The sequence below is a fragment of the Pseudoalteromonas sp. 23_GOM-1509m genome (assembly GCF_000518425.1).
Classification (GTDB): domain Bacteria; phylum Pseudomonadota; class Gammaproteobacteria; order Enterobacterales; family Alteromonadaceae; genus Pseudoalteromonas; species Pseudoalteromonas tetraodonis.
In genome coordinates this window covers 125,325-144,199 of record NZ_KI912432.1, presented here as the reverse complement: position 1 = coordinate 144,199, position 18,875 = coordinate 125,325, and the positions used below count along the sequence as shown (strand labels likewise).

Annotated in this window: 16 protein-coding genes; 6 read left to right on the top strand and 10 right to left on the bottom strand. The window is 39.9% G+C overall.

Annotated elements, in window-relative coordinates; translation table 11 throughout:
- Nucleotides 1–53: 53 nt before the first annotated feature.
- From N523_RS0111245 to N523_RS0111225, 5 genes are all read left to right on the top strand, one after another.
- Nucleotides 54–635: a superoxide dismutase gene (locus N523_RS0111245; RefSeq protein WP_010388603.1), complete on the top strand. Its 582-nt coding sequence runs from the start codon at nucleotides 54–56 to the stop codon at nucleotides 633–635.
- A gap of 209 nt (nucleotides 636–844) precedes the next feature.
- Nucleotides 845–2,767 (top strand): PrkA family serine protein kinase, encoded by a 1,923-nt coding sequence (locus N523_RS0111240; protein WP_013465180.1) that lies wholly within the window; start codon nucleotides 845–847, stop codon nucleotides 2,765–2,767.
- Nucleotides 2,768–2,798: 31 nt separating this feature from the next.
- Complete coding sequence (locus tag N523_RS0111235) at nucleotides 2,799–4,082, top strand: YeaH/YhbH family protein (protein WP_028835075.1); 1,284 nt, start codon at nucleotides 2,799–2,801, stop codon at nucleotides 4,080–4,082.
- 18 nt (nucleotides 4,083–4,100) lie between these two features.
- Entirely contained in the window at nucleotides 4,101–5,615 is a 1,515-nt protein-coding gene (locus tag N523_RS0111230; RefSeq protein WP_028835074.1) for a SpoVR family protein, read from the top strand.
- A 5-nt stretch (nucleotides 5,616–5,620) separates the two neighbouring features.
- A complete protein-coding gene (locus N523_RS0111225; protein ID WP_028835073.1) occupies nucleotides 5,621–6,502 on the top strand; it encodes a universal stress protein in 882 nt (293 codons plus the stop codon).
- A 10-nt stretch (nucleotides 6,503–6,512) separates the two neighbouring features.
- On the opposite strand, the gene N523_RS0111220 is transcribed toward N523_RS0111225, so the two are convergent.
- Together N523_RS0111220 and N523_RS0111215 are read right to left on the bottom strand one after the other, a co-directional pair.
- Nucleotides 6,513–7,484 (bottom strand): sensor domain-containing diguanylate cyclase, encoded by a 972-nt coding sequence (locus N523_RS0111220; RefSeq protein ID WP_013465184.1) that lies wholly within the window; start codon nucleotides 7,482–7,484, stop codon nucleotides 6,513–6,515.
- A gap of 6 nt (nucleotides 7,485–7,490) precedes the next feature.
- Nucleotides 7,491–8,495: a response regulator gene (locus N523_RS0111215; protein ID WP_013465185.1), complete on the bottom strand. Its 1,005-nt coding sequence runs from the start codon at nucleotides 8,493–8,495 to the stop codon at nucleotides 7,491–7,493.
- Nucleotides 8,496–8,716: 221 nt separating this feature from the next.
- Here N523_RS0111215 and tpx point away from each other — a divergent pair, with 221 nt between their 5' ends.
- On the top strand, nucleotides 8,717–9,298 hold the full coding sequence (tpx, locus tag N523_RS0111210) for a thiol peroxidase (RefSeq protein WP_028835072.1): 582 nt from the start codon (nucleotides 8,717–8,719) through the stop codon (nucleotides 9,296–9,298).
- 72 nt (nucleotides 9,299–9,370) lie between these two features.
- Here the strand turns inward: tpx and adk are convergent, their stop codons facing one another.
- The 8 genes from adk to ppsA all read right to left on the bottom strand — a co-directional run bounded on the left by adk (nucleotide 9,371) and on the right by ppsA (nucleotide 18,698).
- Nucleotides 9,371–10,015, bottom strand: coding sequence for an adenylate kinase (gene adk / locus N523_RS0111200; protein ID WP_013465187.1), 645 nt, complete (start codon nucleotides 10,013–10,015; stop codon nucleotides 9,371–9,373).
- Between the two features lie 362 nt (nucleotides 10,016–10,377).
- On the bottom strand, nucleotides 10,378–12,291 hold the full coding sequence (gene htpG / locus N523_RS0111195; protein WP_028835071.1) for a molecular chaperone HtpG: 1,914 nt from the start codon (nucleotides 12,289–12,291) through the stop codon (nucleotides 10,378–10,380).
- Between the two features lie 130 nt (nucleotides 12,292–12,421).
- Nucleotides 12,422–13,135: an RluA family pseudouridine synthase gene (locus tag N523_RS0111190; RefSeq protein ID WP_028835070.1), complete on the bottom strand. Its 714-nt coding sequence runs from the start codon at nucleotides 13,133–13,135 to the stop codon at nucleotides 12,422–12,424.
- Nucleotides 13,136–13,315: 180 nt separating this feature from the next.
- A complete protein-coding gene (locus tag N523_RS0111185; protein ID WP_028835069.1) occupies nucleotides 13,316–13,750 on the bottom strand; it encodes a hypothetical protein in 435 nt (144 codons plus the stop codon).
- A gap of 91 nt (nucleotides 13,751–13,841) precedes the next feature.
- Nucleotides 13,842–15,062 carry a magnesium/cobalt transporter CorA gene (corA, locus tag N523_RS0111180; protein ID WP_231485819.1) on the bottom strand — a complete coding sequence of 407 codons (1,221 nt, stop codon included), beginning with the start codon at nucleotides 15,060–15,062 and terminating at the stop codon, nucleotides 13,842–13,844.
- A gap of 66 nt (nucleotides 15,063–15,128) precedes the next feature.
- Nucleotides 15,129–15,344 carry a hypothetical protein gene (locus tag N523_RS19040; protein ID WP_051440323.1) on the bottom strand — a complete coding sequence of 72 codons (216 nt, stop codon included), beginning with the start codon at nucleotides 15,342–15,344 and terminating at the stop codon, nucleotides 15,129–15,131.
- A gap of 271 nt (nucleotides 15,345–15,615) precedes the next feature.
- Nucleotides 15,616–16,011, bottom strand: coding sequence for a hypothetical protein (locus N523_RS19035; RefSeq protein WP_028835067.1), 396 nt, complete (start codon nucleotides 16,009–16,011; stop codon nucleotides 15,616–15,618).
- Between the two features lie 248 nt (nucleotides 16,012–16,259).
- Complete coding sequence (gene ppsA / locus N523_RS0111165; protein WP_028835066.1) at nucleotides 16,260–18,698, bottom strand: phosphoenolpyruvate synthase; 2,439 nt, start codon at nucleotides 18,696–18,698, stop codon at nucleotides 16,260–16,262.
- Nucleotides 18,699–18,875 lie beyond the last annotated feature (177 nt).

Sequence of the window (18,875 nt, the reverse complement as noted above, 5' to 3'; positions counted from 1 at the left end):
GGCATTACGTATTACTAAATAGACTATCAACCAAAAGAAGATGGAGATAAAAAATGGCATTTGAACTACCGTCACTACCGTATGCAATTGATGCACTTGAGCCACATATTTCACAAGAAACGTTAGAGTTTCACCATGGTAAACACCACAACACTTATGTGACTAAACTTAACGGTTTAATCCCAGGCACTGAGTTTGAAGGTAAATCACTTGAAGAGATCGTATGTTCTTCAGAAGGCGGTGTATTTAACAACGCTGCTCAAATCTGGAACCACACTTTCTACTGGAACAGCCTATCTCCAAATGGCGGTGGCGCTCCAACAGGTGCAATTGCTGATGCAATTAACGCTAAATGGGGCTCATTTGACGCATTTAAAGACGCGTTAAACGACAAAGCAGTAAATAACTTTGGTTCAAGCTGGACGTGGTTAGTTAAACTAGCTGATGGTTCACTAGACATCGTTAATACATCTAACGCTGCAACACCATTAACAGATGCAGGTGTTACACCAATCCTAACAGTGGATTTATGGGAGCACGCATACTACATTGATTACCGTAACGTGCGTCCAGATTACCTTAAAGGTTTCTGGTCACTCGTTAACTGGGAATTCGCGAACGCTAACTTCGCATAATTAGTTTCAAACTAATCTTTAAAAAGACGCTTAGGCGTCTTTTTTTATGTCCGCTACTTTATTTGATTAGGGTTATACGTAGGTTGTTTTCTAAAAGTGCATCATGATCATTTTTCATATAAATTTTTAATTTTATTGCACAAAAATTTAAATTCGTGACTAGACTTTAAATAGTGAATACATTTTCCAAGTAGGTTTCGGAGGTCATTATGACTATTTTTGATCACTACCAAGCACGTTATGAATCAACACAAGAAGAAGAGTACAGTGTTGCTGAGTTTCTAGAAATTTGTAAAACCGATAAGTCTGCTTATGCCAGTGCTCCTGAAAGATTACTGATGGCCATTGGCGAGCCTAAAATGGTAGATACCGCTACCGATACTCGTTTAAGTCGCTTATTTTCGAACCGTGTTGTTGCACGTTACCCTGCATTTGCCGATTTTTATGGTATGGAAGACGCCATTGAGCAAATTGTTTCTTATCTAAAACACGCCGCGCAAGGATTAGAAGAGTGTAAACAAGTGCTTTACTTGCTTGGTCCGGTGGGTGGCGGTAAGTCATCGATTGCTGAAAAGCTAAAGTATTTAATGCAACAAGTGCCTATTTATGCAATTAAGGGCTCCCCGGTTAATGACCATCCGCTGTCATTATTTGATCCCGTTGAAGATGCTAGCCTACTCGAAAAAGAATATGGAATTAAGTCTCGTTACCTCAAAACGGTAATGTCTCCATGGGCCGCAAAACGTTTACAAGAATTTAATGGTGATATTAGTCAATTTAGAGTGGTTAAACGCTTCCCATCAATTTTAAATCAAGTTGCGATTGCTAAAACAGAGCCCGGAGATGAAAACAATCAAGATATTTCTGCTCTTGTCGGTAAGGTCGATATTCGCCAACTTGAACACTTTGCACAAAATGATCCTGATGCTTATGCCTATTCAGGCGCATTATGTTTAGCCAACCAAGGCTTAATGGAATTTGTGGAAATGTTTAAAGCCCCCATAAAAGTGTTACATCCGCTTTTAACAGCTACCCAGGAAGGTAACTATAACGGCACAGAAGGCATAAGCGCCCTGCCATTTAACGGCATGATACTCGCCCACTCTAATGAATCAGAATGGCAAACCTTTAAAAACAATAAAAACAACGAAGCCTTTTTAGACCGTGTTTATATTGTTAAGGTTCCTTATTGCTTACGAGTGACCGAAGAAATTAAAATTTACGATAAGCTTATTGAACACAGTGAGCTTTACAACGCCCCCTGTGCGCCAGGTACACTTAAAATTTTAGCCCAATTTACCACTCTTTCGCGCTTAAAAGAACCGGAAAACTCAAGCATTTACTCTAAGATGCGAGTTTACGATGGTGAAACCCTTAAAGACACCGACCCAAAAGCGAAGTCGTATCAAGAGTATCGTGATTATGCTGGTGTTGATGAGGGCATGACCGGTCTTTCAACCCGTTTTGCGTTTAAGATTTTATCGCGAGTATTCAACTTTGACACCACCGAAGTGGCCGCCAACCCTGTGCATTTGTTTTATGTGCTTGAGCAACAAATTGAGCGTGAACAATTTAGTGCCGAGGTTGAAGAACGTTATTTAAGCTTTTTAAAAGGCTATTTAATTCCACAATATGTTGAGTTTATAGGTAAAGAGCTACAAACCGCGTACTTAGAGTCATATTCAGAATATGGCCAAAATATTTTTGACCGCTACGTTATTTATGCTGATTTTTGGATTCAAGATCAAGAATACCGCGACCCTGATACAGGGCAATTATTTGACCGTGATGCACTCAACGCTGAGCTTGAAAAAATAGAAAAGCCTGCAGGTATTTCAAACCCTAAAGATTTTAGAAATGAAATTGTTAACTTTGTACTGCGTGCTCGCGCTCATAACAATGGCAAAAATCCGCTGTGGACAAGTTATGAAAAACTACGCACGGTTATTGAGAAAAAAATGTTCTCAAACACGGAAGACTTACTCCCTGTTATTTCATTTAATGCAAAAACATCAGCTGAAGATCAGCAAAAGCATGAGGACTTTGTTAATCGTATGGTTGAAAAAGGCTACACGCAAAAACAAGTGCGCTTGCTATCTGAGTGGTATTTACGGGTTAGAAAATCGCAATAACCTTCATAATTGCAGTTTTTAGGAGGTCATTATGGCGCATTTTATCGACAGGCGTTTAAATGGCAAAAACAAAAGCACAGTTAACCGCCAGCGTTTTATTAGGCGTTATAAAAAGCAGATCAAAGAAGCGGTGTCTGATGCGATCAATAAACGCAGTGTCACTGATTCAAGCTCTGGAGAGAGTATCTCTATTCCGCAGCGTGATATTAGCGAACCTACTTTTCATCAAGGTAGAGGCGGTAATAGAGAGCAAATACACCCTGGGAACGATCAGTTCTCTACTGGCGACAAAATAGAACGCCCTAAAGGAGGCAAAGGCGGTGGCGCAGGCGAAGGTGAAGCAAGTGACTCTGGCGAAGGCCAAGATGAATTTGTTTTTTCTATCTCTAAAGATGAATACCTTGATTTGTTATTTGAGGATTTAGAACTCCCTAATTTGCAAGAAAATCAGCTTGATAAGCTAGTGCAAATGAAAACCCATCGCGCTGGGTTTTGCAGTGATGGTATGCCCAGTAATATTGATGTAGTGCGCTCATTACAAGGCTCTCTAGCTCGTCGTATTGCAATGACCGCAGGTAAAAAACGCCGCCTTAGCGAGCTTGAGGGGCAACTAGCACTGCTGCTTGAACAATCACACTGTGATAAAGCCGCTGTGGCCTTATTACAAAAAGAAATCGACACACTCAAACAGCAAATAAAAACCGTGCCCTTTATCGATAATTACGACTTACGTTTTCGTAACTACGACAAACAACCACACCCAACTAGTAAAGCGGTGATGTTTTGTATTATGGATGTGTCAGGTTCAATGGATCAAGCAACAAAAGACATGGCAAAACGCTTTTACATTTTGCTTTATCAGTTTTTAACTCGCAGCTACAAAGACATCGACGTTGTATATATTCGCCATCATACCCAGGCCAAAGAAGTTGATGAGCAAGAATTTTTTTATTCACAAGAAACAGGCGGTACCATTGTTTCAAGTGCACTAAAACTGATGAATGAAATAATAGCTGAGCGCTATAATGCTGATGAATGGAATATATACGCAGCACAAGCTTCTGATGGTGATAATTGGGCCGATGACACGCCCCAATGTGGACACATTTTACGTAATAAAATACTTAAAGCTGTTCGCTATTTTGCCTATATAGAAATTACCACACGTGCTCATCAAAGTTTATGGCGCGAGTATCAAAACATTAGTCAAACGAACAGTAATTTTGCCATCCAGCATATCCAAGGTGTTGAAGATATTTACCCTATATTTAGGGAGCTATTTAAAAAAGGTCGTCAACAGCAAGGGGCTGCATAGCCAAAGCGAGGTAGCATTATGAAAGATAATCGAATAAGTGATGGGCCCGATTGGACCTTTGAACTATTGCAACAATATCAAGACGAAATAGCCCGTGTGGCTGAGCACTATAAGCTAGACACCTACCCTAATCAAATTGAAGTGATCACCGCAGAACAAATGATGGATGCCTACTCAAGTGTAGGCATGCCCATTGGCTACACTCACTGGTCGTATGGTAAAAAATTTATTCAAACGGAGCAAAATTATAAACGCGGCCAAATGGGACTTGCGTATGAAATTGTGATTAATTCGAACCCCTGTATTGCTTACCTAATGGAAGAAAACACCCTTCCGATGCAGGCACTGGTTATGGCACATGCTTGCTATGGGCATAACTCATTTTTTAAAGGTAATTATTTATTTAAAACTTGGACTGATGCAGGCTCAATTATTGATTATTTATTGTTTGCTAAAAACTATATTAGCCGCTGTGAAGAAAAATACGGTATTTCCGAAGTAGAAAGCATACTCGACTCATGTCATGCATTAATGAGTTACGGTGTTGATAGGTACAAACGTCCACAACGAATTTCGTTATTTGAAGAGCAAAAGCGTCAGCAAGAACGGGCTGAGTATTTGCAATCACAAGTTAACGAATTATGGCGTACCATTCCTTCTCAACAGCAAGAGTCAAAAAAACACGAACGCCACTTCCCGCAAGAGCCACAGGAAAATATTCTGTACTTTATTGAAAAAAATGCTCCTTTACTCGAGTCATGGCAGCGAGAAATCGTCAGGATAGTGCGAAAAATATCACAATACTTTTACCCGCAAAAACAAACCCAAGTAATGAATGAAGGTTGGGCCACTTTTTGGCACTACACTATTTTGAACCATTTATATGATGAGGGAAAACTAACCGACTCATTTATGTTGGAGTTTTTACAAAGCCATACTAATGTTGTGTACCAACCTCCATACAATAGCGATTATTACTCAGGTATTAACCCCTATGCACTGGGCTTTAATATGATGGTTGATATACGTCGTATTTGTGAAAACCCAACAGAAGAAGATAAACGCTGGTTTCCTGAGCATGCGGGCAGTGACTGGCTCGAGACACTGCACTTTGCAATGCAAAATTTCAAAGATGAGAGTTTTATTAGCCAATTTTTATCCCCTAAGCTGATTCGGGATTTTAAATTGTTCACCATAGTCGACCATGCTAGTAACCCACATTTAGAAATAGGCGCTATTCACGACGATAATGGCTACAAAGCGGTTAGAGAAGCACTTTCTGCACAATATAACCTTAGTAATCATGAGCCTAACATACAAGTTTACGATGTTGACTTACGCGGCGACCGCTCTTTAACCCTACGATATGTACCCCATAATGCCGTTCCACTGGCTAACTCCCATGGGGAGGTATTAAAACACCTTTACAGACTATGGGGCTTTAAGGTAAAACTGGAACAGGAGTCAAATTCTGGTGAGATTTCAACCATTGGTCAATGTCCAATTGATGATTCACGCCATACAACAGAGTAAAAATAATGGACAAAAAAAAGCTTCTTGTACTGATTGATTCGGTTGAATTTGCAAAAACGTCATTGCAGCATGCTAAACAAAAAGCGCTGCAAGGCAATAAACATATTGATATTGTTGCATTTAGCTTTGAAGAAACCGGCAATATTTTATTTTCTCTGTCGCCAGAACAACTACTTGCGCTGCAAGATAAATGCCTTTCATCATTAAGGGCACAGTTGGAGTCACTGATTAGCGCTGAACTGGAGGGTTGCAGTTATACCTTTCAAACCGCATGGCATGAAGCCCCCGAGCAGTGGCTTAACGAAGATATTAATACTGATGACTACGAAATGGTGATAAAAACACGCCATATCGACAGCGACAGCCAATTTAGTGAACTTGATTGGCAACTTATCCGCTTTACACCCATCGCTTTGTATTTAGCGGCAGATAACAAGTGGCGCAAGCATACCAACATACTCGCCGCACTTGATTTAGCCAGCGAAAAAACCGCAAAACATAAGCTTAATCAGTCAATTATTAAATATGGCCTAGCATACGCACAGCGAACAGACTGTGAATTTTATGCCGGCTACACAGTGTATATTTCTCCAATATTAAGAGATTTAGGCTTAGTATTTTCAGAAGAGCAACTAGTCAATGCCTTTGAGAAATTACCTCAATCACAGCAACAACTCATTATTGATAATAACTTACGCGACAAACTTTATATTAAAGCGGGTTTACCTGAGCAGGTGATCCCAAGCTTAGCGGCCAAGCTCAATGCTGATTTAGTGATTATAGGATCTGTTGGGAATGTAGGAATTAAAGCAAAACTCATTGGTAATACTGCAGAAAAAATAATGCGCTTACTTAAAACTGACTTGCTTATTTTACCCCCCAATTAAAAAATGATGCCTAAGCATCATTTTTTATATCAGCGTATACCGACACTTTATTTCGACCCGTTTCTTTTGAATGATAAAGCGCTTTATCGGCAGCTTCAATCCAGCGTTCGTGATCTTTAAACTGATCATCAAAACACGCAATACCCACACTAATGGCCATATGCACCGTGTGCTCATTGTATTTCGCCGGAGAGGTTTCAATTAATTGGCGTAAACGTTCAGCAAATACAATCGCTCCTTGTTTATCGGTATCTAATAATGTAACAACAAACTCTTCACCGCCGTATCGCCCAGCAATGTCTGTTTCACGCAATGCAGTTTTCAGTAAACTCGCTATATGACGAAGTGCTTCATCTCCAGCACTGTGTCCAAAATCATCATTTACCTTTTTAAAGTGGTCAATATCAAAAATTAATAACGAGCAACAACCTTCGTTTCGCTTCGTTCGTAAAAATTCTTGGTGCAGTAAGTGCTCCCAATGCCCTCTATTGGCAAGCTGGGTTAAACTATCTGTTTGGCTTACTTGTTCTAGTTTTTTATTTAACTCTTCTAGTTCTTTTTTGTTAACCGCAATATCTGTCACATCGTAAATAATAATACAAATATGCTCGACTTCGCCTCGCACATTGGTAAGTGGAATAAACGTGGCATTTTGATACATATAGTCCGCTTTACCGGTAATTGGTCGGTAGTTTTTAAAACGAAAAATATACGGCTGCTGCTCCCAAATAGTAAATGAACGATTCTTTAATACAAACACTGACTCAGATTTACTTCTAAACCATTTTTCATCAATGGCCGGAAATAAATCAAATAAGTCTTTGTCTTTCACAGCGCTCGGTAACAAACCAGAATGATTTTCCATAAAACCATTCCATACATGCACTTTGTATTCTCGATCGAGTACAACAAGACCGACATCAACCGTATTAAACATATCCATTAACCAATGGATTTCATTCAAATCTAAATCAGCTGGCATAAATATTTAATCTTCTAGTAGATAAGCAACTTTGTATTTCAAAGTTTTCAGTGAATCTTCAGTAAAGAGCAACATTAAATCACAACTAATATCATGATTTTCAATACCGTAACTTATTTCTATGGCTAGAGTCCGTTGCCAGCGCGACTTATTCGACTGAACAAGCTCAGAAACGTCCCGATGCTGCCCCAAAACTATTGGATGCCCTTGGCTAAAGGTCATGTCGAGCTGTTTTGACAAGCCGGTTAAAATAGCGCCAATTAAAATGTTACTTACATCCATTAGCAACTCTAACTCAACCTTGTCGTTTAGTTCACCTTCGTAATTCATCAGTGAGGCTATTTCTTTAAAACTAGAGTCATTTAAAAGTAATAATGCCTCGCCAGATACCCCGCCACCTATAAAGCCTTGGCAAATACCCGATGTAGTATCATTGGTATCAACAGAGCTTAACGCCATGTTGAGCTCACTGACTTCTAAAACATTAACATTAGGAATGGGTAACTTAACAAATACATTAAGCAGTCTTGCAAGTAAATCTCCCGCTTGACCCATGGCAACATTAGTCAGCTCTTGATATATATCACGAACATCAGGGTCAACTTGTTCACCTAACGAGTGAGACATGCGTTCACGCAGTGCTCTATCTCTAATACCATGATGTTCAATAATGGCAGCAAGCTTTTCGGGGGAACACGGTTTTTGAATAAAATCTATGGCGCCAAGCTCAAGCACACGTTGATGCGCACTCGGTTGAATATCGCCTGATACCACAACAGTGAGGACGTCGAGCCCTTGCTCTTTCATTGCAGCAAGCACGCCATAACCGTCCATTTCTGGCATATTTAAATCAAGGAAAAGAATTTCAGGCTGGGCTTTAGTTATTTGTTTTATGCAGTCTACACCGTCACATGCAAATTCAACTTTAATATCCCAATCATCGGGTAAAGAGCGAGCTAATTGACGTCTAGCTAGTTTTGAATCATCACAAATTAAAACCGATGTTGACATATTATCTCTCTATTTTAAAACTTGTTGTACGCTGACACCGCAAAAAATAAAGGCACGGATATTATTAATTAATACCTATTTCTTATATATACATAGTAATCAAAGTATTGCTTATTTACAATTTTAGGGAAAAATAAACGCGTCAATTATTCTGCTTGGTAACTCCATCACAGTATAATACACTCACCACTATTACGTTAATTCTTAAAAGGAAAAAATCCATGCGTCGTTCATTAGCCTTTGCATTGAGCCTGTTTTGTTGCACTAGTTTTGCATCAGAGTTACCTGAAAACACCTTAGATGCAGGAAAAGTAACAGCGCAAGGTAAACCTGTTACGTTACTAGGCCAAGGCCTTAAAGTCGGTGCTGATGCGCCAAATTTTAAAGTGGTCGACGACAGCTTTACTGCCATTACATTAGAAAATTACCAAGGGCAAGCTGTATTGATAAGCGTGGTACCAAGCTTAGATACTGGTATTTGTAGCCTGCAAACAAAACATTTTAATGAAAAAGTAGCGCAACAGTTTCCTGGCGTAGCCATGTTGACGATTAGTGCTGACCTACCTTTTGCACAAAAACGTTTTTGCAAAGCAGAAAATATCGATAAAGTTACGACACTGTCTGATTCTGTATGGCGTGATTTTGGCCAAAAGTATGGGTTAATAATTAAAGATATGGGGTTACTTACTCGCGCTGTTTTTATTATCGATAAAAGCCATAAAGTTATATATAAGCAATTAGTTAGTAGCTTATCAACCGAACCTGAATACGATAGCGTTATTGAAAAGCTTAAAACGCTTTAAAGGTCGAATTTCAGATAAAAAAAACCGCTATGAAGCGGTTTTTTTGATTATGCTCTTAATTTTAGATAAAAATTAACCTAAAAGCTCAGCTAGTTGCTTGCTTACTGCTTCAACCGCTTGAGTACCGTCTAATTTATGGTACTGCGTATTACCAGCTTGCGCTTCTGCTTGGTAGTAGTCAACCAATGGCATTGTTTGCTCATGGTAAATGCCTAAGCGTTTACGAACTGTCTCTTCTGTGTCATCCGCACGGATAATAAGCTCTTCGCCTGTTTCGTTGTCTTTACCTTCCTCTTTTGGTGGATTGTAAACAACATGATAAACACGACCAGAACCAGGATGAACACGACGTCCGCCCATACGCTCAACAATCACTTCATCAGCAACATCAAATTCAATAACGTGATCAACGACGACGCCATTGTCTTTCATTGCATCAGCTTGTGGAATGGTACGTGGGAAGCCATCAAGTAAAAAGCCTTTCTCACAATCAGGTTTTGCAATGCGCTCTTTAACAAGGCCAATGATGATGTCATCAGAAATTAACTGACCTGCGTCCATTACTTTTTTTGCTTCAAGGCCAAGTGGTGTGCCCTCTTTAATTGCAGCTCGTAGCATATCACCGGTAGAAATTTGTGGAATACCGTATCTATCCATTAAAAACTGAGCTTGAGTACCTTTACCTGCACCCGGCGCGCCCAAAAGAATAATGCGCATATCATTGTCCCCTAATATGAGAGTTTATTTTAAAGTCTGAATTCTTCCACAAGCGCCGCAGATACTCAAGTAACTTATACTAATTGTCTAGAGTCTGTTGGCCTTTGCGGATTAATATTTGTGCAAACCAGGGGGAGTTTAATCGCGGCGCAAGGTTTGCAACTTAGTAGGCTGAGTAAAAATCGAGCAAAGCTTCTGCGTCCTGCTCACGCCATTTGCCACCATCCATGTAGGCAGACAGACCCCTTCGGGCAGCGTCTATGCAGCAAATTTAATCTTTAAAAATCAATAAACTCTATGCTCCAGCGCATAAAAAAAGGGAACGAACGTTCCCTTTTTACTCAATCATTGATTTTTAATACTTATTTGCTTAAATCAAGCATAAGTTTATTTAAGCGAGTGACAAATCCAGTTGGATCTTTAAGCGTACCGCGCTCAGCTAGTAATGCTTGATCTAGCAATACATGTGACCACTGCGCAAATTTATCTTCGTCTTGCTCATCATTTAAATGCTTAACAATCTGGTGTTCAGGGTTTAGCTCAAACACAGGTTTAGCTTCTGGCACTGCTTGACCTACTGACTCCATCAGCTTTTGCATTTGCGAGCTCATGTCGTTGTCGTCGCTCACCACACAGGCTGGCGAATCGGTTAAACGATGTGTAAAGCGTACTTCTTTAACATCATCACCTAATGCAGTTTTAATACGCTCAATAAGGCCTGCAACTTCTTTTTCAGACTCTTCTTGCGCTTTTTTAGTTTCTTCGTCGTCTAAGTCACCTAAATCTAAATCACCGCGAGTAATTGATTGAAATTGCTTGTCTGCAAATTCAGTTAAGTGGCTCATCATCCACTCATCAACACGGTCACTTAGTAGTAAAACTTCAATGCCTTTTTTGCGGAAAATTTCTAAATGCGGTGAGTTTTTAGCTGCAATAAATGAGTCAGCAACAACATAGTAAATTTTATCTTGGCTGTCTTTCATACGCTCAATGTATTGTTCAAGCGAGACATCTTGAGTGTCTGAATCGGTATGCGTTGAAGCAAAACGTAATAGCTTAGCAATGCTCTCTTTGTTAGCCGCATCTTCTGCTGGGCCTTCTTTCATTACTTGACCAAATTCATTCCAAAACGTTTGGTAATCATCGGCTTTGTTTTTCGCCATACGCTCAAGCATTTTAATAATACGCGACGTACACCCCTTACGGATAGCTTGGGTCACTTTGTTATCTTGAAGTATTTCACGCGATACGTTCAGTGGTAAATCATTTGAATCTAATAGACCTTTAACGAAACGCAGGTAGCTTGGCATAAACTGCTCAGCATCATCCATAATGAATACACGTTGCACGTATAATTTTAAGCCACTTTGGCGCTCGCGGTTCCATAAATCAAACGGCGCTTTTTTCGGAATGTATAACAAACTGGTGTATTCAGTTTTACCTTCAACTTTGTTATGTCCCCAACTAAGTGGATCTTCCCAGTCATGGCTTACATGCTTGTAAAATTCTTTGTATTCATCTTCAGAGATTTCAGACTTATCACGCGTCCACAATGCCGTAGCACGGTTAATGCTTTCCCACTCACCAGGAACTGCTGGAATTTTCTCACCGTCTTCGCCTTCAGACTCTGGTACTTCTGCTTTGTACATTTGTACTGGTGTAGAAATATGATCAGAGTATTTAGTCACGATACTACGAAGGCGCCATTCGTCTGCGTACTCTTTTTCTTCTTCACGTAGGTGTAGAATAATGTCTGTACCACGGCCTTCTTTTTCAATTTCTTGCAGCGTGTATTCACCTTCACCTTTTGATTGCCACTCTACAGCTGTTGTCTCGCCTGCTTTACGGGTACGCACTGTCACTTCATCAGCAACAATAAACGCTGAGTAAAAGCCCACACCAAATTGACCAATAAGTTGTGAGTCTTTGCTTTGGTCGCCCGTTAAGTTTTTGAAAAACTCTGCGGTACCCGACTTTGCAATTGTACCTAAAGAGCTGATCACTTCATCACGTGTCATACCAATACCATTATCAGAAATGGTTATCGTATTGGCTTCTTTATCAGCACTAATACGTACACGTAAATCAGCATCACCTTGATATAAGTCGCCGTTTGATAACGCTAAAAAGCGTAATTTATCGGCTGCATCAGATGCGTTTGATACAAGCTCACGTAAAAATATTTCTTTATTAGAATAAAGCGAGTGAATCATTAAGTTTAGTAATTGTTTTACTTCTGTTTGAAAGCCTAATGTTTCTTTTTGTGCTGCAGTCATTTATGTATCTCCAATTTGCAAAGTGTCTGCGTTATGCACTTAATATGGGGGGAGGTGTGAGAACTTCAAGGGAAAAAAGTAAAAAAAGCTGCCCGCAAAAAACAACATTATTATAAAAAACAATATCTGTTCAAAATGGGCTAGCACAGTGTAAATGCATCGGCTTTTGAGTGCTTGGATGATGAAAGTATATATCGCTGGCATGTAACTGCAAACGCGACGCCATCTGCTCACTCTGTTCACTTTTATACAAATCGCAGCCTAAAATAGGATGCCCAATTGCATGACTATGAATACGTAATTGATGCGTTCGACCAGTAACGGGGGTAAATTGCACTAACGTCTTGATTGGTTGTATAAAACGCTTAAGTACTGTGTAGTGTGTTAAGGCCGCTTTGCCTGTGGTGTTACATAATTTAACACGAGGAAAATGGAGTTTGTCTTTAGCAATCGGGTAATTTATTTGTCCGTGTTTATCACACACTTTTCCTTGCAACATAGCGACATAGCGTTTGCTTATGGTGTGACTTTGAAATTGTTGATTGAGGTTTTTTGCCGACTCACTATTGAGTGCCACCAGCATGATCCCTGAGGTTCCAAAATCTAATCGATGAGGTAACTTTGCTTCTGCAAAGGCGGCTGTTTTACCCTGTTGACCATTAACAAGCCTATAATGAACGGAATCCCAATTTAGTGGGTTTTTACCCGACAAACTCAATAAACCGCTAGGTTTATTGATCACTAAAAGCGCCTCATCTTGATAGATTATTTCCACTTCGCCCTGACAAACAGGCGCAACAAAATCATCAATAATGGCATTAGCCGATGGGCTAAAATCAGACATACACTATTCCTTGATAAACACTCAAAATGATTAAATTAACCATTTTTTTACTAGGAAAAACTTTGTAGCCTTGCCTGATGATCATTTTAATCATTTTTTAAGAATACGTCATGGTAATTCTCTAGCCCATATAAGGCAACGTTGCTCAGCACAGCAATATAACCTTATCTAGGCACCTGTTCATTTCGGGTTGTCTGTTGTTTGAGCTCGCACATTGCTGTAATTACTATGGTGTAGCATTTGCTCCATCATCAACTGCATCACCTTAGTACGTTCTTCCATCATTTGCATGCGCTCACTTATCTGGGCTGATGACATATCTTCAATATCGTCACTGTATTGGCTGGTATCGTTAATCAGTTGCATATTTTCACGCATTAATTTCATGTGCTTTTGCATCAGTAAATCACGTGATTGCTGATTATTTTCACTGCCAATTTGTTTCATCACTAACATCATTTCTTGCATTCTAGGCTCCATATTAAGGTGGCCACGGTGTTTCATCATCTCACCCATCATCATCTGACGATTACTTTCTCGGTTTTCATTTTCATGTGCCATAACCGTAAAAGAACTCAAGGTAATTATAAGTATTAGTGCAAAATACGTTTTCATGATTATTTCCTCTTTACATATTTAAGGTGTAGCGCTATTGGTAATTTTTAGCTCTACCAACGCTGTGTATTTGTTCAGGTTATTTATTAAGTTACGCCTTGCTTAACCATCCTTTTCGCCAAAAATAAAACACCATGACGATAGTTAACAAAACAAAAATCCCCCAAATAGCGGGATAAGCCCAATACCACGTTAACTCCGGCATATATTTAAAGTTCATACCGTAAATACCCGCAATAAAAGTTAATGGAATAAAAACCGATGACATAATGGTAAGTAGCTTCATAATTTCATTCATTCGGTTAGACATTGCAGACATGTATAAGTCTGTTAAACCACTGGCCATTTCACGATATGACTCGATAATTTCAACTATCTGAATATTATGTTCATACACATCCCTTAAATAAGGACGTGTAGCATCATCAATTCTGCCTCCCTCTTCACGATATAATTGATCGATAACTTCTCGCATCGGCCATACAATACGTCGTAACAAGGCAAGTTCACGTTTGATCCGATGAATTTGGTGCAACACTTGCGGTGTGGGCTTTTCAAGCGTGACAAGCTCTAAGTCTTCAAGTCGCTCACCATATTGTTCCAACACCGGAAAGCAGTGATCAACAACAGCATCAAGCAACGCATACAGTAGGTACCCCGTATTATTTTTTCGGATACGCCGACTTTGTGTTTTTAAACGCTCTCGAATCGGTTGCCATACATCTCCTGGCTCTTCTTGAAAGGTAAGCACTACGCCGTCGTATAAAAACAAACTCACCTGCTCAATGTTAAGAGTAGGATTAATTAAATCATCTTCTTTTGTGTCATTTCCCAGTGTTAACATCCGCAACACTACAAATAAATGATCATCAAAAAACTCAATGCGGGGACGCTGAGGAACGTGTAATACGTCTTCGGCTGTTAGGGTATGAAAACCAAAGTGTTGCTGAAATAGCCTTACAACATAAGGATGTGTGTTACTTACATTCAGCCACCTTACTTTAACCCAGTCAGGCTGAGGCACTTTTAAAAATGCTTCAATATCACTAATGTCGCCGGTTTTTATTTGGGCTTCACTGTAGTCAGTATAGGTAATATCAACACTGCCTATTGCTGGCGGTGTCATAATATCGCCAATATGCTCAATGCCTGCTAATTGCCCGGGAACAACCTTGCGCTTATGCTTTTTTGATGCAGTAACATGAGATATACCCGTGGTCGCTCTTTGGTGTTTAGCGCTTTGCTTTGATACCGAACCATTGAGTACCCTGACACGCTTTATGGCTTGCATAACATCGTTAAGTACTTTCATAATCAGCTCAGTTTTTACATTGTTAGATGCCGATACGCACCTTAATTAAGTTATTAAGCACTTAATTTAGCGGTTTATCTGCGAAATCTTAGTGCCTTCAATACTCACTTCAAGCATGAAGCTTTGTTGATCAAAAATGAACGCGTATGCATAAGTATCATCTTTGAACGTAAACGAAGAGAGGTTTTTAGCAGCGCCTTCATTTATAACAACCATTGTTGGCCCAACCCCAATTTCCCACCCTCGGGAGTCCTCAAGGTACTTTGCCGCTTTATTTGTCATTAATAAAATCGCATAGCTATATGATTGTGCCCCGGCTTGGGGGCCCCAAGGCCCACCTACTGAGTTGTAATAACCAATATATTCGCCTTTTTAATTAGGGTCTGTTGATCTTTTCGGATTAAAATTTGTTCAAACTAGGGGCTGTTTAATCGCGGCGCGAGGTTTGTAACCTAGTGGGCTAAGTCAAAACCGAGCAACAAAGAGTAAATGGCCCTTAGGCAGAACCCTTCGGGCAGCGCCTGTTTGGCATTGATGCTACGTTATCGCCTATTTATGGGGAATAACCACACCACATAGGCTCTGCCTTGCCTAAATACCAAACAAACTGCTGCAAATTCAACCTTGAAAGATCAACAGACCCTAATACTCCTTCCCCATAACTACCATCAAATATTAAACCCGCTTTAATAATATTTGGAAAAACTAAAACCGCGACCGCTCTTTTTGATAACTCATCAGCAACCTTGTTGGATTTATATAAATTAGCTAATGCCTGGCTAGCATCTTTATTAATATCGTTTGCTGTTTCAGCAAATGCATTGTTAATACTCAATAACGAACTAGCCATAACGATGATTTTGATAAACGCTAAAATACGACGCTTTAAATAAGCTTTAAAAAACACGCTTACGGTCTGTAAAGCCAAATACGGTATATCACTGTTCATGATAAAATCCCTGTCGATTAAAGCTCATCAGTTAAAATAAGTCGCTTAGTTATTACGTTATATTCAAAAGGCAATGCTTTAACTTACAGCCGTTCATTTACTTGGTCGGTGCGCTAACACGCTCACGAGGTATTATTTATTGTTAATTTTGAATATTGGCTAACTGTATTTATCGTTTTTAGCTGAGCCATGTTTATAAGCTGAGAACAGCAAGCAATTGCGCCCGCAAAAGCTCAGCAATAAAAGCCTTATGCTTTACTTTTATTCATCTGTTGCTCTATTTTTAGTACGCGCTCAATCGTACTAAGAACACTATCTGGAGTAAGGCTAATTGAGTCTATGCCTAACGTTACTAAAAACTCGGTAATTTCAGGGAAGTCAGATGGCGCTTGGCCACAAATTCCTGAATGTTTACCATTACGCTTTGCTCCTTCAACGGCTAACTTAATCATTTGCTTTACACCTGCGTCGCGTTCATCAAAATCAAAAGCAACCACTTCTGAATCTCTGTCGACCCCTAAAGTAAGCTGCGTTAAGTCATTTGAGCCAATCGAGAAACCGTCAAATAACTTGGCAAACTCGTCAATTAAAATGACGTTATTAGGTATTTCGCACATTACATAAATGGCCAGATCATTTTCCCCACGAACAAGACCTTGTTTTGCCATTGTCGCTAATACCTTCTCCCCTTCTGCTATTCGTCGACAAAATGGGATCATTAAAATCACATTAGTGAACCCCATTTCGTCACGCACTCGTTTCATTGCGGCGCATTCTAAAGCGAAACCTTCTGCATAATCCGGATGACTATAACGAGACGCTCCTCGAAAACCTATCATCGGATTTGATTCGACCGGTTCGAAAGGTTTGCCGCCTAACAATGTGGCGTACTCATTGGTTTTAAAATCACTCATTCTTACCACACATGGCTTTGGATACATCGATGCAGCAAGGGTAGCAACCCCCTCTGAAAGCGTTTTAATGAAAAAATCAACGGGGGTTTTAAAGGCACCACTGAGTGTATTGATGGCTTGACGAGTCTGCTCATCTACTTTTTGTGGGTGAATAAGCGCCATGGGGTGCGCTTTTATAAATTCAGTAATAATAAATTCCATCCGCGCTAACCCTATCCCTGCGACAGGTAAAGAGGCGAGCGCAAAAGCCTGATCTGGATTACCTAAGTTCATCATTATTTTGGTTTTAGGTGAGGCTAAATGACTCAGATCGGTTTCCTCTACGTTAAACTGTAAAATACCCTCGTATACGTAGCCAATTTCACCTTGTGCACAGCTTACTGTAATTGCTTGGCCATTGGTGAGTACATCTGCACCGTTATCTGTACCCACAATTGCAGGGATCCCCAGTTCACGAGAAACAATAGCTGCATGACAAGTACGCCCGCCATGGTTAGTAACAACAGCGGCAGCGGTTTTCATTACCGGCTCCCAGTCGGGAGTGGTGGTTTCGGTAACCAGTATTTCTCCTGGTTTAAATTCACTTAAGTTTTTAACATCATTAATAATACGCACAGTCCCTGCGCCAATGCGGGTGCCCACTGCCTGCCCTTTAGTAATAATAGAGGATTGATTTTTAAGGTGATATATTTTTAAAACATGATCGGTTTTGCGGGATTCAACAGTTTCAGGCCTTGCCTGTACCATATAAATATGACCATCGAGTCCATCTTTTGCCCACTCCATATCCATAGGCTTGTACTGCCCTTTTTGTTTGGAATAATGGTTTTCTACCTTAATAGCGTAGTCAGCAAGGATCATGACATCGTCATCCGTTATACAAAAATGGCGTTGCTCACTCTCATTGGTATTAATGTTGCTGGTATATTCAACGGCAATATTGTCCTTATTGAGCGTATCGGTAAAAATCATTTTTTGCTCTTTTTTACCTAATCGGCGCTTTAAAACAGCCCTATAGCCTTTATTATAGGTCGGTTTGTGGACATAAAAACTATCTGGATCAATGGTGCCTTGTACTATATTTTCGCCTAAACCGAGTGCCGCATTAATAAATACAACATCCTTAAAGCCTGTCTCTGTATCAAGAGAAAACATCACCCCACTGGCACTCATATCACTGCGCACCATTTTCATTATTACGACACACAAGTCGACTTTAAAGTAGTCAAATTGATTATCATATTTATAGTGAATTGAGCGATCTGTAAAATTTGAGACTAAGCAGCGTAAATAAGCATCTAGTAGGGTCTGCTCACCACTGATATTTAAATAACTATCATTTTGCCCTGCAAATGATGCCTCAGGAGAATCTTCTGCAGTCGCCGATGAGCGCACCGCAAGTGATAGGTCATCCCCATATTGTTGTTTAAGTTTTTTATAGTGACCAAGTATTTCTAATTTAAGATCATTGGGTAATTTACACGCCGCAATGATAGCGCGAGCTTTTGCGCCGCGCTGTTGCAGGTCTTGAACGTCGTCTGGTTTAAGGTCATCTAGTGCGCTATGCAAAGCTTGCCACGCGTTGTTATCGTCAAGCACATAGCGATAAGCCTCTGCAGTTACAGCAAAACCGTTAGGCACTCTCACCCCTTGAGCGGTCAATTGTTGATACATTTCGCCAAGAGACGCATTTTTACCTCCCACATGAGCAACATCGCCCATAGCAACTTCTTCAAACCAGCGAATGTATTTGTTTGACGTGATATTACTCATAACGAATTCCCTATTAAAAAATTAACTTCATCGTTTTTGCAACTACAGCTATGTTTTTTCAACGATACGAAACTCTCTTTTTAATAGCTAAATAAGAGGTAACAGAGCAAAAATAGGCGGCTATAAATTGCAACAATAAAAAGGGTTTAAACCAGAAAAATGACAAACGAATGGTAA